At 28.5% G+C, this 13,981-nt stretch carries 13 protein-coding genes and 1 riboswitch; of the genes, 3 read left to right on the top strand and 10 right to left on the bottom strand.

Annotated elements, in window-relative coordinates; translation table 4 throughout:
- Window positions 1–10 precede the first annotated feature (10 nt).
- The 6 genes from ACNQ2T_RS00670 to ACNQ2T_RS00645 form a co-directional block, all read right to left on the bottom strand.
- Window positions 11–1,684: an ABC transporter permease subunit gene (locus tag ACNQ2T_RS00670; RefSeq protein WP_418035731.1), complete on the bottom strand. Its 1,674-nt coding sequence runs from the start codon at window positions 1,682–1,684 to the stop codon at window positions 11–13.
- Entirely contained in the window at window positions 1,677–2,402 is a 726-nt protein-coding gene (locus ACNQ2T_RS00665; protein ID WP_418035730.1) for an ATP-binding cassette domain-containing protein, read from the bottom strand. The genes ACNQ2T_RS00670 and ACNQ2T_RS00665 overlap by 8 nt, the downstream gene beginning before the upstream one ends.
- Complete coding sequence (gene cypl, locus ACNQ2T_RS00660; RefSeq protein ID WP_418035729.1) at window positions 2,402–3,640, bottom strand: ABC transporter thiamine pyrophosphate-binding lipoprotein p37/Cypl; 1,239 nt, start codon at window positions 3,638–3,640, stop codon at window positions 2,402–2,404. Before cypl ends, ACNQ2T_RS00665 begins: the two co-directional genes overlap by 1 nt.
- 28 nt (window positions 3,641–3,668) lie before the next feature.
- Window positions 3,669–3,765: riboswitch (TPP riboswitch) on the bottom strand.
- Window positions 3,766–3,781: 16 nt separating this feature from the next.
- Window positions 3,782–6,253 (bottom strand): MAG1360 family OppF-related protein, encoded by a 2,472-nt coding sequence (locus tag ACNQ2T_RS00655; RefSeq protein WP_418035728.1) that lies wholly within the window; start codon window positions 6,251–6,253, stop codon window positions 3,782–3,784.
- 9 nt (window positions 6,254–6,262) lie between these two features.
- Window positions 6,263–7,273: an ECF transporter S component gene (locus ACNQ2T_RS00650; protein WP_416755642.1), complete on the bottom strand. Its 1,011-nt coding sequence runs from the start codon at window positions 7,271–7,273 to the stop codon at window positions 6,263–6,265.
- Window positions 7,274–7,408: 135 nt separating this feature from the next.
- Window positions 7,409–8,257: an HAD family hydrolase gene (locus ACNQ2T_RS00645; protein WP_418019885.1), complete on the bottom strand. Its 849-nt coding sequence runs from the start codon at window positions 8,255–8,257 to the stop codon at window positions 7,409–7,411.
- A gap of 130 nt (window positions 8,258–8,387) precedes the next feature.
- Here ACNQ2T_RS00645 and ACNQ2T_RS00640 point away from each other — a divergent pair, with 130 nt between their 5' ends.
- From ACNQ2T_RS00640 to ACNQ2T_RS00630, 3 genes are read left to right on the top strand one after another with little or no spacing between them, the layout of a single operon-like run.
- Window positions 8,388–8,855, top strand: coding sequence for a hypothetical protein (locus tag ACNQ2T_RS00640; protein WP_418035727.1), 468 nt, complete (start codon window positions 8,388–8,390; stop codon window positions 8,853–8,855).
- Window positions 8,855–9,382, top strand: a complete 528-nt coding sequence (locus ACNQ2T_RS00635) for a hypothetical protein (protein ID WP_418018178.1) — start codon at window positions 8,855–8,857, stop codon at window positions 9,380–9,382. The genes ACNQ2T_RS00640 and ACNQ2T_RS00635 overlap by 1 nt, the downstream gene beginning before the upstream one ends.
- The gene (locus ACNQ2T_RS00630) at window positions 9,375–9,854 is read left to right on the top strand and encodes a hypothetical protein (RefSeq protein ID WP_416755639.1); all 480 of its coding nucleotides are present in this window, start codon (window positions 9,375–9,377) and stop codon (window positions 9,852–9,854) included. Before ACNQ2T_RS00635 ends, ACNQ2T_RS00630 begins: the two co-directional genes overlap by 8 nt.
- Window positions 9,855–9,926: 72 nt before the next feature.
- On the opposite strand, the gene rplA is transcribed toward ACNQ2T_RS00630, so the two are convergent.
- The 4 genes from rplA to ACNQ2T_RS00610 form a co-directional block, all read right to left on the bottom strand.
- Entirely contained in the window at window positions 9,927–10,622 is a 696-nt protein-coding gene (gene rplA, locus ACNQ2T_RS00625; RefSeq protein WP_416755637.1) for a 50S ribosomal protein L1, read from the bottom strand.
- 2 nt (window positions 10,623–10,624) lie between these two features.
- Entirely contained in the window at window positions 10,625–11,215 is a 591-nt protein-coding gene (gene rplK, locus ACNQ2T_RS00620) for a 50S ribosomal protein L11 (RefSeq protein ID WP_416741864.1), read from the bottom strand.
- Between the two features lie 311 nt (window positions 11,216–11,526).
- A complete protein-coding gene (locus tag ACNQ2T_RS00615) occupies window positions 11,527–12,474 on the bottom strand; it encodes an IS30 family transposase (protein WP_418035726.1) in 948 nt (315 codons plus the stop codon).
- A 295-nt stretch (window positions 12,475–12,769) separates the two neighbouring features.
- Window positions 12,770–13,543: a hypothetical protein gene (locus ACNQ2T_RS00610; RefSeq protein WP_418035725.1), complete on the bottom strand. Its 774-nt coding sequence runs from the start codon at window positions 13,541–13,543 to the stop codon at window positions 12,770–12,772.
- Window positions 13,544–13,981: the final 438 nt, after the last annotated feature.

The following is a 13,981-nucleotide window of genomic DNA, read 5'->3' as shown; positions in this document are numbered from 1 at the left end:
TTTCTCTATGCTATAGGCTTGAATAAAACTTAGCATAACGAGTACTTATTTTTGTTAAGTCTCTATTTTTATTGCTTTTATTACGCAGAAAAATATTTTTTTCTTTATAAATTCAAAAACTAATTTCTAAAATTATGAAAAATATATAGGCTGGAAGTATCACTGGGAAAATCTTGTTATACTCTGATTTATCTTGATATTGTAAGACTAAATTATAAATTCCTAGATTAGCAAAGGTACCATATGAAATTGAATTTCTAACCGCATCCTCACCTTGGAAGATAAAGACTGAAAGCAATTGCTTATTGACGTAAGGCAAGACATAATAACGATAAATTTTAAATTTACTTCAGCCTTTTACCTTATATAAGGCAATGACATTACTTGGTAAAGTGTTGATAGATTCAGCTATTTGTTTCACCATTTTTCTAAAGGCTGAAACAACTAAAGCAATTGTAATAGCAGTAACTGAATCCATGAGTGGATTGAATACTAAAAATCAAAAATAAGTTGGAATCACCTTTATAAAGGTTAATAGTATTTTACTTGCAATAACTGAGTAATTCTTATTGATTCTTTCAGCAAGTATATAGGCATACATAATAGCTAGAAAATAAGCTAGTGTTATTGAAATATAGGCTTGTTGTAGGATTATAAAGTATTGTCCCATTAACCCTCAATTAAAGGATGAGAAATCAAATGCAAAAACACTTGAAAAGTATTGTTTTAAGGTAATGGTATATATTTTAGAATCTGCTAGTGAAATAAGTCCTCAAATCATAATAACAAAATAGCAAATTAGCATTAAAGATAAGACATATTTTTTTCAATTATAACTTCAACTCTTTATCGTTTGTTTAGAAGCATGTAATTGGGGTTTTTGTACAAGTAAGACTTTATTTAATAAATATAAAATTGCTTCAATAATAAGGATAAAGATTGCAATAAAGAGCAATGTTATTCCAAAGCTGTCTTGGTAGTGCTTTGGATCGGCAAAAACAACACCAAGACCATTAATTCCAACTAAACCAAGAATAGTTAATCAGCGAATATTGGATTCATATGATAAAAAGAAGTTGAGGAAAAACTTAATTTTTACCTGTTGGTAAATATTCTTATAAAAAGACTGTAATTTGTTGACTCCCAAAGCTAAGTCACGAAAGTATTGCTTAGTTGAGCAACTTTCAATTAAATCAGCAATATAACGATTCATTCACAGTCAAGTGAATCAGAAATAAATAATAAAAGAAGCCAGTTCAGCACTAAAGGCATTTTTAAACAGTAAGATGAAAACAATGACTGGAAAAGCTCTTAGCAACATTAAAACAATTTTTACTAGAAATGGAAGATATTTATGTTTATGAATATTTGTTGCACTGCAATATCCAGTTATTAGCGCCAATAAGAAACCAAAAAAGGTTCCAATAGTAACGCTTTTTAAAGTAATTAAAAAGTAATTTCAGTTAATAAGTCAAATATTGCTTGAGAGTTCTTTATTATGGCTTGCAAAGCTAAAAATAGATTTAAAGTTATCTCAAGCATCGTGTCAACTCGGAGTGTTGACTGAATAGAAAAAATTTAAATTATATAAAGAATAGAGAAAGAAAGTTATCAGAAACAAGATAAGTATTGATTTAAAAACTCTTCTTTTACGTAATGTACTAGTAAAAGTTGCTTTATTCATCAAAATATAGGGCTAAAAGTTCCTTGTTGTAATCTTGTTTCTGGATTATATCAACTATTTTTCCACCTTTGATCGCAACTAGGCGATCACAATATTGCATAGCTAAATCAATATCATGAATAGCTGTAATTATTAGCTTTTGATCTTTTAAGCCTTCTAGATAAGCAAAAATCTTATGAGAGTTATTCATATCTAAATTGCTAGTTACTTCATCACAAAGTAAAATTTCAGAAGCATTAAATACACCAGCAATAAAATTAAAACGTTGTTTTTGTCCACTAGAAAGCATGCTTAATGGAGTAAGAGCATAATCTTGTAATTCAAAATGTGTAAATAGCTCTCATAATTGACTAACTTGAGCAGCAGTTAAATGATGAAATAATGCATTTAGACCACTACTATAGTTATTAAAGTTAAACAAAATGTTTTTATAGGCATCATAATTTGGCAAAGAAAGTGTCTCAGCATCAATAAAGGAAATAAGGGACTTATAATGTTTAAGTCCTTTTTTAGATAATTTATTTACAACTTGGCCCTTATAGACAATTTCACCTTTTAGCACTATATCTAAGTCAAAAATAGACTTTAATATAGTGCTTTTCCCTTGTCCACTACGTCCAATTAGGCCAACTATTTCTCCTTTATGAAAATCTAAATTCAGATTTGATAAAACTTCCTTATTTTCATAACTGAGCGCTACATTCTTAAATTCAAGCATTATTCTCCTATAATTGTGTCAATTTTGTTTTTAAAGTTTTGTAATGTGTCATCACTATAAGACACAAATCCTATATTTCTTCCATAAATAGGATTTAAACCAGAAGCTAAATCATTTAGTGCTTCTGTAACTAGTTTAAGATCATTGTCAGCAACTTGTTTTGAAGCAATACCAATGTTGTATGGTAATGGATCAGTTACTGTTAAGAATGAAATCTTTTGATTTGGACGAATGGTGTTATTTACAGCATATGCATATTGTTTAGAAGCTTTAAAGTGTGTAAATGCATAAACACCCTCATTATCAAAAAATATGTGAATGTTGCTATTTTTAGGGTCGTTAGCATCTTTTAAAGCAGCTTTTACAAATGTATTTTGATATTGCTTATTAGATTGTAAGTCAGCAAAAGAAAGAAATTGTTTGTTATTTGCTGAGTTAAATTGTTTTTTCATTAAAGCTTCAGGTAAGATGTATTTGCTTCCTGAACTAGCTTTTCCAAGACCAATTCCATATGAAAGGAATTGTGCTAAATTCTTGTTAGCTCAAGCTTGTTTAATTTTAGCTGTCATATCATCATCTGCAACAATAGCTATTAGCCCTCTTTGGTAGCTAACTAAATTATCAGTAGATGTGGAAGAGTAATCTTGATAAAACTTAGTATAAGCACTACCATTTCATCCGTTCCCATTAGCTACATCATTTCATTGTTCAGATCAAGGAATTAAATCAAATTTAGCTTGCTCATTTTGAGCAATTGTTTCTAAGTTACTATCTGTAGTTGAAAATGTAGCATCTTTAATATCACCTGCAAATTTTGAAGTTCAAGTTTGAATGATATTTGGGTTAAAGTTTGCTAAATAATTCTTTTCTGAAATAATACTTCCAGAAGAAATAAATCCTAAGTCTGTTTCTCCTTTAGAAATATTTTGAGCTACTGTTTTGTATTTATCGTCATTTACCATTTTGACTTTAACAGTAAAGTTAGCTTTTTTAGCTGCTAAATATTGGTTCATTCTATTTTCAATATCGTTTCTTAAACTTGCAATACCTTGAGTGTTGTTTTCAAGTTCTCATGGAGTAATTAAGTCAAGTTTAAGTTGTTTTAAACCTGTAACATCTGAATTAATTGCATTAGAATCTTTGCCTGCTTGGCCACTGCCATTGCATTGTGATGCAATAATTGGGAGAGTAGCTGTAACTAAACTTGCTCCCATCAATAATGTTTTAAATTTGTTCATAAAAAAATCCTTCCTTGGACAGGGAGGAACGTAAAAAGAGAAGACTCGCTACGCTAGTATTAACTAGATCAGCTTATAAGAGTGTTTCTCAACCTGTTTTGCAACAAGTACCTCTGTCCTTGGAAGAATTATATAATAAAATTAAAATAATTTGCTTTCAACTTCAGGAGAAATTATTTCGCCTTCAACTTCGTGATTTTCAATGTGATTGCTTAGTTTAATTTCTTTAGTAAATTGCTTATCATCTTTGTCATAAGGCTCTGGTATCAGTTTAACATTTACATCAGTTAAAATGAATTCATCATTAACAAACACCGATTGGAACTGTTCACTAATTTTAGTGTCAGAAGGCTTGCCATCGCTAAACAAGCGTTCAGATTCACTGGTTTGATTATTCTTATTAATCATGTTCCATTTTTGGTATTCGCTTAGTGTACAGTAAACAAAGTGTGAAGGACGAGAATCTAAAGTATATAGTCCTTGTTTGATAAATAATTGTACATAGTCACGATTTAATTGTTGATTTAATGAAGAAATCTTATGATTAATTAGTAACTTAATATCTGGATTAACTGGATGAGAGAAAATTTCTTTGACTTTAGCCCCCTCAAGTAATTGCATATCATTAAAGAAGTAAACGTAATCCATTGTTTCTTTAATAAATTTTAGGTTTGAGGTAATAAAGACTGTGGCAATATTGTTAGCTTCCACTATTTTAAATAATACCCGTAAGAATTCGCTGCGTGCTTCTTCAGCAATATTTTCCATGTTATCTTGTAGTAATAAAACTTCAATCTTGCTAAGTCCAAACTTTGTAAGCTTAATTTTAGCTTTATCAATAATATCTAGATCCTTAAAAGGTCTAACATAGTTAGGAATTGAAACTGAAGCAGTTTCATATGATTCAATAAACCGAATCATAGCAGCTGAATCCTTTAAAAATTTCTTACTTGCCTTTTGCTTATTAGATGAATAATTAATTAAATCCATTAGCAAGTTGCAAATTCAATTTTTAGTTAAAAATTTTTTAAAATCAACTAGTGTTTTAATTGCATTTTCATTATGTAAAAGTGTCATTTTAACTAAGAGAGAATTTATAATGGAAATTACAGTTCTTTCAGTACGTCTAACATTTAATTTAAGGCGATTAAGTTTGAATTCTTTTGATTTCAATAAGGAATTAAATAGTTTTTCTTCAGAATACTTAGATCAATCTAATTCAGCTTGAGCATACTTGATTTTTTCTTCTAACTCATGTACTGAGACTACATTTTTATAGTTAGATAAATGGTTAAAACGTAAATTCTTAACTTGACGAATAGCATTTTGGTTATTAGCAATACGTTCAGTTAGCTGGTCATACATATTTTTTGACATTGCAATATAAGGCTTAATGTTAAATGAGAATTCTTGATTTATAAACTCTTTAATTTTAGATACTGTAGCATTCTTATACTTATCTTTAGTTTCAGTAAAGTTATTAGTAATAAAGATACTAATTTCAGAATCAATCATTAATTTTAAGTCTTCTAATTGTTGCTCATTAAGATATTGGATCCGTCTAAAGTTCTTAATTCAAATGTTTAATTCTTTTTTCTTAATTAAAATATCCTTTAATAAGTCAAAATACTCATCATTAATTGAAGGAAGTAACTTTTTCTTTTGCTCAAGTAAACTAATTTCCTTATGTATTAGTGATATTTGGTAATACATGGTTTTTTTAGCATACTTAGCAATAGAATTTTTTAAGTCTTTGTAATAGTTAATTTCGCTGGTTAAATCACGTATTTTTAAGTCATTTTCGACCTTGAGCAATGAAACATTATTAATTTGATTCATATATGAGAGTTTAATTTTGCTTTGCTCAATTAAATTCTTTTGCTCATTGATATTGCTGGTTTGAATACCACTTTCAAGTCTACGATATTCATTTTTAAGTTCTTTAAAGACATCAAAATATTCCTTAATTGTATTAACAATATAAGAGTTAATTACAAAATTTAAATTTTCAATATGTCCACTTAATGCATCTTGATCATTGTTGTTGTTTGCAAATAATAAGCTTTGTTCTAAACCACGAATGGTTTTAATAAATTCATTATTAGTATCCATAATATTTGAAGAGTGATTCTTTAAAATATTAAAGATCAAATTCTTCATTGTGTAGTCTAAATTAGAATAAATATTATTTAAGTTAGCCAGATTGATTACACTTTTAATTGAGTTTTGACAATCAGCTCATAATTCAAATAAAGGTATATTTAAGTCGTCTTGGTCAACAATTTCATTAATATTGAAGTAAGAAACTTTAGCTAAAATATCCTTTTTCTTAGTCGAAAAGTTTTGATAATTATTGAAATCATAGTATTCTTTGACATTTGGATTATAGTATGTCATAACTGTGTTTTTATCTTTTAAAATGAACTTACCTAAATTATGAAATGTAATGTTTTCATTATCACTAGGGATATAGAAAGCTGTTTTGTTATTTTGATAAATAGATAAAAAAGGGATAGAAATATTAGAACTTGGCCAAATACCTGTTCTATTTTTACTATACCCTTTAGGAATAAAGATATTTTCAATTGTTAGTATTTTTTTATTTTTTGCCATACACCCTTCTTAATATGCTAAGTGTTCATTTTTGTTAATTAACTTAGAAACCACTTGATAAGCATAATAAATAACAAAAACATTAAATCAAATCTTAATTGGACTTGTTAAAATATGTTGCGTAATTCATACAAAAATATCAGCTGTTTCACTATTTCCTAGTGAATATAAGTCAGCAAATGAAAGAATTGGGATATTAACAAGTTCCAAGAAAGCACAGAAAACAATAATAGGAACAAAAACTAGGTATTTATCAGTGCGCATTGCAAAACGACCAACTAAGATAAAAATAACTAGTAATGTCATACCTGAAGTCATTAATGCAAGTAGAATTCATCTATTTTTAATAAATCCATTTTGGATAATTTCATCACTAACAAAGAAACCAATATATCAAGCAATAATTGAAATTGCAAGCACTAAAAATAAAGCACCTGAAATGCAATAAACATTTTTTAAAGCTACATTTGAGGAGTCTTGGTTAATAAATTGTCTCTTATTATTTAGTTTTACAATCTTATTTGCAATTTCAATTGCTTTCTTTCTATTTCCAGCAGCAGATTCAAATTTATATTTATAGGCAAGTAAATTAATCTTAATAGAAAGACGATTTAAACGATATTCTTTTGAGAATGCAAAACGTAAAAATCCCATGTAGTATAAACCAAATATCCCTGAAATTAAGCCATTAACAGCTGTGGCAGCAGTATAAATTGGGTTATATCCAGCAGGTGGAACGAATAATAATGAGATTAAATCAGCAACAATTCCAACAAAGACTCCAATAACTGGCCCAAAAATAAAACCAGAAATTTTAACCGGTAAGCCGATAAAAGAGAATTTATAAGATGGAATATTTACAATAGGAATAATTTGAGCTGAAACTACAGTGAAGGCAACAGAAATAGCAATTAAAATAGCAACAAAAACCATTTTGCGAATGGTTCATTTAGGAAAAAGGCCTAAATCCGAAAGTTTGACTTTAAATTTGTTGACTGAATTAATTGCTGGTTTTTTCATATTTAAATTTTATATTATTACGCTGTAAACATAACAAAAATTATTAAAACTTCTAGCACTTATTCTAGTAAATGATCGTTTCTTTTTGCTTAGAAAAATGGGAGCAAAAGAAAAAAAGTGAGCTTACTCACTTAATTATTTGTTTTTAGGCTTTTGTTGAGATATTGCTCTTTTTAGTTCAAAGTCTGAACGATATAAATAATCATCAATTGCTTCAGCTAAGCCATCTTGTTCAACAGCACTTGTATAGAATTTTGCAGCTGCTTTAGTTGCTTCATCCGCATTATCCATTGCATATGAATATCCTGCTGCTAAAAACATAGGAATGTCATTAGCACTATCACCAATTGCCATAACATCTGCTAAATCAGCATGGAAGACATTTTCACAAAGTCATTTCATTCCAGATGCCTTTGAAATACCAATATTAGTAATTTCAATGTATTTATTAGAAACATTAATAATGTCTAGTTCTACACCACTGGCTAAACAAGCTTGATAGAAGGCTAAAATAGCTTCCGGTGTACCATAGGCTTCAATTTTATGTAAGTCTTGATTAATTCTACCATCAGTAATCCAATCATTATATTCGTTAAAAGTGGTTAGAAATTCTCTAGTTACATCATTACTATTGTACATGTAGTATTGATCACTACCCATGTAGTATAATGTTACGCCATGTTGTAATGCTAATGGTCAGATAACTTCAGCTTTCTTTGTGTCGATATATTCAACATGTAAAGCTTTCTTTTCTAAATTGTCATATATCATTGCTCCATTTGAACAACATAAATATCTGGCATTTAGTGTATCAGCTAGACGTTGAATCTTTTCTAATGGTGGATTTCCAGTATTGATTACAAATGGGATATTTTTGTCAGCTAATTCTCTTACTTTAGCTTTATTAACTTCTGATAATTGTTTGTGTGGAAATGGGTAAATTGTACCATCCACATCACTAAAAATTGCTCATGTTTTATTCATGTGTATATTATAGACCATTACTGTATAAAAACAATTTTTTAATGCATTTTTTAGGTCTATTTAGTTGTTTTTTAGCTCACTTTCATATCTAAAATGTTTGAGAAAAATTAGAATGTTATACAATTTTTATATGCAAGAAATTATAAAAAATTTAATCAAAAAATTAGAGAAAGATAAGCGTAGATTAAGACGCTATAAAATGCTAGATGACTTATTTTCAGTCTTAATTGCATTTTTAAATATTGCTGCAATTGTACTAGCTTCTTTAGCATTATCAATTTTGTCAAAAGAAACTCCAAACAAACAATCACAAGCTGACTATAAATCTTATGTCAATGTGGTTGTATTAGCAAGTTTTATTATTATTTCATTCTTTTTAAACTTGTTTATAGCAATTTATAGATATAACACCCACAGTGATTTGTATAAAAAAATCTATACCACAATCTCATACTTACAAGTGAAATATAATGCTAATGAAATATCTACTGAAACTATGGAAAATATCATTGATGCTTTATGAAAACAAGCTTCTACTCGGAAAAAGATCATCATAGCAGAAGTGCTCAAATCTGAATTAACTAATGGAGGTAAATAATGAAAAGTAAAAATAGTTTAACTAGTTACCAAGCTTATTTACTCCTAGTTAAGAAAGTTAAAATCAAGGTAGGTATTTATGGGTTTATGTATTACTTATTAAACTCTTTAATTATTATATTTACCTTACTTAATGGGCTAATTGCAATTTTATATTTAGCTGGAGCTAGCAAGAACTTTGCTACAGTTGATGGAATTACTTATCCAGATAATAACCCTTATTATACTGATATGTTGAATGGAAATTCTAACTCTAACTATGTTATCATGACCACTATAATAAATGCTTCAATTACTTTTTTAACTGGTTTATTAACATTCTTTGTTATTAACAAGAAATACACATTTTATTTAAGTAAATATAAGATTTTACAATTTGAAGCTGTAATCTTTAAACAAAGAATCTTTGTTTATAAGAATCTTGATAAAATTAAAGCTGAATTTTTATTCTATAAACGTTGCTTAGCAATTATGGAAGTAGATCGTTTCAAATCAAGTGACTTGACAGGAGGATATTTACATGGATAAGCATTTAATCGACATCGATAAAGTTAACTTACATGCCAAAAAACATGATTTTAAACTCAGTGAAGAAAAACTAAAAGCATTAGTAACTGAACACAAAAATAATACTAGCTTACATAATAAAGTTCATAAGCTTAAGAGAAAATCATTTAATAAATATATTATTTCCAGAAGTTTCTTTGTTTTTCTTAATGTATTAGCTATTTTTATTGCTGCAAGTATTGTGATCTTAAACTTATATTCAATTAGATTTAACAAATATCCTGATACAACTATGGTTTATTTTGTACTAATTGCTGTACTTTCAGTAATTACTACTTTAGTTGTTAGTTTGCAAAGCTTCTTTGGTATTACAGATAAAAAGACAACATTAAAAGATACCATTTCTAACCTTGATGAAGTAATTAATACTATTTCAACTAAAGAAGATCTCTCAGCTGAAGAATATGACAAGATTATTAAATTATTAGATTAACTCACATATGTGAGTTTTTCTTTTGCTCACAATAAAAAAACTAGGATTGCTCCTAGTTTGCAATAGAAATTATTATTTTTCTATTTTAATTTTAACACTTGGTCCCATTGAAGCTGAAACTGTTAAGTTTAAGATGTAAGCACCTTTAACTGCAGCAGGTTTTAACTTCTTGATTAATGAAATAAGTGTTTGTGCATTATCTACTAAAGCTTCTGTAGACATGCTTGCTTTACCGATAAGAGAGTGTACGATTCCAGCTTTATCTGTACGGTAGTTTGCTTTACCTTTTTTAAGTTCTTCAACAGCTTTTTCAGGAGTTGGAGTAACTGTACCTGTTTTAGGGTTTGGCATTAGACCTTTAGGCCCAAGTTTTTTCCCGTATTTTCCAAGTAAAGGCATCATTGCTGGGTCAGCAACCATAACATCAAAATCAAAGTTATCTTCTTTAATTCTTTGTTCTAAAGCTTGAGCATCAACAACAATGTCTGCTCCAGCTTCAGCAGCTAATTTTTGTTTTTCAACATTGTTTGTAGCTACTAATACACGAACTGATTTACCTGTTCCGTGAGGAAGTAAAACAGCACCACGTAATTGTTGATCAGCTTTTCTAACATCTAGGTTTAAGTTGAAAGCAAGGTCGATTGAAGCATCAAATTTAGCGTATGAAGTTTTTTTAGCAAGTTCAATAGCTTGTGCTAAATCATAAGCAACTGTTCTATCAAATGATTCACGAGCTGCTTTTAAATTTTTAGAAACTCTTTTAGCCATAATTATTCTTCTCCTTCGTTTGCTTTTTCATCTGTAATAACATTAACTTCAATAGCTTGACCTTTTGTGTTAACAAGGTCTTCTAAATCGTTATTTAAAGCTTCTTCTTTAGCAGCTGCTAATTTTGCAGCTTTTGCAGCAGCCTTAGCTTCTGCTTTAGCTTTAAAGATGTCATCATATCCTTCAACTAAAACACCCATTTGTCTTGCTGTTCCAGCTACTGTAGCCATAGCTGAGTAAATGTCGTCTGTGTTAAGATCTGGCATTTTATATTCAGCGATTTCTTTAAGTTGATCTTTTGTAATAGTTGCAACAATTGTTGTTTTAGCATTTGCTGCTCCTGTTTGAATTTTAGCAGCTTGTTTGATTTTGAATGATGCTGGAGCTGTGAATAATTTGAATTCAAATGATTTGTCTTTGTACACTGTAATTTGAACTGGAACTGGTTCTCCAGCTCTGTCTCTTGTAGCATCGTTAAATGCTTTTGTAAATTCAGGCATGTTTACACCTACACCAGCTAATGCTGGTCCAGGTTTAGCTTGACCTGCAGGGAATTGCAATTTAGCAATACGTTGTATTTCTTTTTTTGCCATTATGTATCCTTTCGATATTGTGGTCTAGCGATATATTTGATATCTCCCACTAGTAGAGGCAATATAAATATTGCTTATTTATTATATAAAAAAAGTTGTTTTTTCCTAATTTAATACTAAATTTAATTAGTCTAAAAATAAGGGATAAACAACATAAAATAAGAATTACCAATATATAAATGAGATAATTTGCTTTTTTAGTATATAAAAACCCTTGCCATTATAGCAAGGGGCTAAAATGCAATTTCCATTGCAACACTAAAATATCTGGCTTTTTATACCAGATATTTTTCTTCCCCTCAATTTTTTATTTAGTATTTATTTTTAAAAAATTTATTTCTTTTAGTATTAGATGGTTGTTTTAGTTTTGATCTAATAAAGTATTTTTCATCACCTGGAATTGGAACCCATTTATCCTTATAATAGTTTCAGTCAAAGAATAATTCATCGGCAGATTGTCATCCAAGAATTTCTCTTGGCATTGAATTTATTCTGTTCTGTGTTAGCAATATTTCTTCTTCAGGAATTTTATTAAAATTAGTACCTTTTGGATATTCTCTTCTGACTAATCCATTAAAATGTTCATTGCTACCTTTTTGAAAAGAAGCATAAGGATCAGCACGATAAATGTATATGCTAAGTCTATAAGCAAGATAAAACAATTTTGAAAATTCAACTCCATTATCACAGGTAATACTTTTCACGTTCAATTCTTTTTCTTGAACAAGATCCCATATAACTTTTCCCACATTTCATGGGTTTTTTCCTTTGTATTTAATAATGAATCCATATCGAGTCATTCGCTCTGTAAATGTGATTAAATTGTAGTTATCTTTTCCATTTCTACCTATAATAAAGTCAATTTCTCAATGGCCAAACTCAGATCTGTCATTGATTTTTTGAGGTCTACATCAAAATGGTCTTAGTCTTCTTAGGCCAACTAATTTCTCAGATGCACTTTTTGCTCTTTTACCACCTTTTTTGTAGAATTTTCTTAATCTTTCATGTCTTGTTATATCTCATGCATATGAATTAATTCAGTTAAAAACTGTTCTCAAAGAGGGTGTTTTGAATGAATAATTAAACTTAATATACATATAAGTTGCCTTAATTCCAAAAGCCTTTTTGTTGTATTTGCGAATAAATACATCAGTAAATTCAGGATAACTTTCAATTTGATTTCTTAATTGAAAATAACATTTTCAATGATATCTGATTTGTGCTTTTTCTTCTGCATATTCCGCTGAATATCCATACAAATCTGAATTTAGTCCCAGCTCTCTTGATATAGAACTTTTGTTAAATTTGGTGATTTCTGATATTTCATTTATTGAATAATTTTCTTTTAATAAAGCCTCTATAAGATACCTTGTTTTTAGGGTTATTCTTGTATAATTAATGTGAAATCCTTTCAGAGGGGTTTTGAGTGGAGCGCAAAAAAACAGTGCTCCACTTTTATTATACCTTAATAAAAGTGTTGCACTGGAGATTGCAATTAAGCCCCTTGCCATTATAGCAAGGGTTATAGCAGAAAATTACAACTAAATAACTTACTTAAGCCTTTCAATTAATTAATTTAATCTCGAAAGCGCCAACTTTACTTTGCACTTCTTTTTTTCTTGCAAAATCTTGTAGTTCTTTAATAGATAAGTTATCATACTTTATGGTATTATTTTTATATTTAGAGTAGCTTATATTAATATCATCTTGCATGCGTTGTTCTTTGGCTTTCTTTGCAGTAGCTACTCCTACTTCATAGCCTTTATTAACAACGCCTTCAGCAAAGTGCGCATTATTAATTTTTCTATATAAAGAACTTAATTTTGTACATTTATTTCCGTTTTTAACTTCGAAAATCCCTTGTGCATTGTAAATGGATTGCAAATAATTTATGGTATTATTTTTTAAACACTTTCATAAATATTTTTCAGCTTGCCTGTTTCCATTGTTCGATATAATTTTAGTTATTTCTTTTTCAAATTTCGGCTTGCTGCCATCTAATAATTTTCAAAAATTATATAGGATTAATTCCTTTAACTCTTCAATGGTTTCAATAATGTATCACTTTATGTTTTTGATATTACTTGCAATAATAGATATATTAACATCGCTTGATAAACTGAACATATTCATTATATAAGCTGCTGATTTAGATTTTAGGTTAGAAATTAATTCATCTTCTGAAACATTATTAGGTAGTGACTGTCCTTTGTCATGGATCAGTCAATTTATAAATATAGCTATACTATTATTTGAACCAATAAGAGAAAAGAATTTTTCACCGTTATTCTTATCCTTATAAAAATGTCTTGCCTCGTTACTTTGCATAACTTTGCATTAAGTTTATTCGTTGTAGCTTTTCTTGCTACATAATTATTATTGCACATTTCAAGCATTTTTTTCAACTCAAATCAAAAATTTTTTTGCCCATGATAATTCAAAAATTATCCACCTAGTGAAATTTATGTTTGCCCCCATTTTTTAGGCATAAAAAGCACTTTACAATATGCTAATATAGCATATGGAATAGTTTTCATTTTTAGGGTAATTTTAAAAAAATTTTTTTATTTTTAAAACTAAATTAACTAATTACTCATTTTTTTAATATTTTTGATCAATCTATTTTTACTATTTTTTGTATCAATATATTTGTGTTTTTTTAAAAAAAGTAAATAAAAAAACGCCTTTAGCGTTATTTATATGTTCATTGAAAACTGAATAGTAATTAAATAATTCATTAAAATGTCTGAATACATTAACTTTTAA

The organism is Mycoplasma haliaeeti (genome assembly GCF_048284645.1).
Classification (GTDB): Bacteria; Bacillota_I; Bacilli_A; order Mycoplasmatales; family Metamycoplasmataceae; genus Mycoplasmopsis.
The sequence above is the reverse complement of the archived record's forward strand: the minus strand, read 5'-3'. Positions and strand labels throughout refer to the sequence as shown.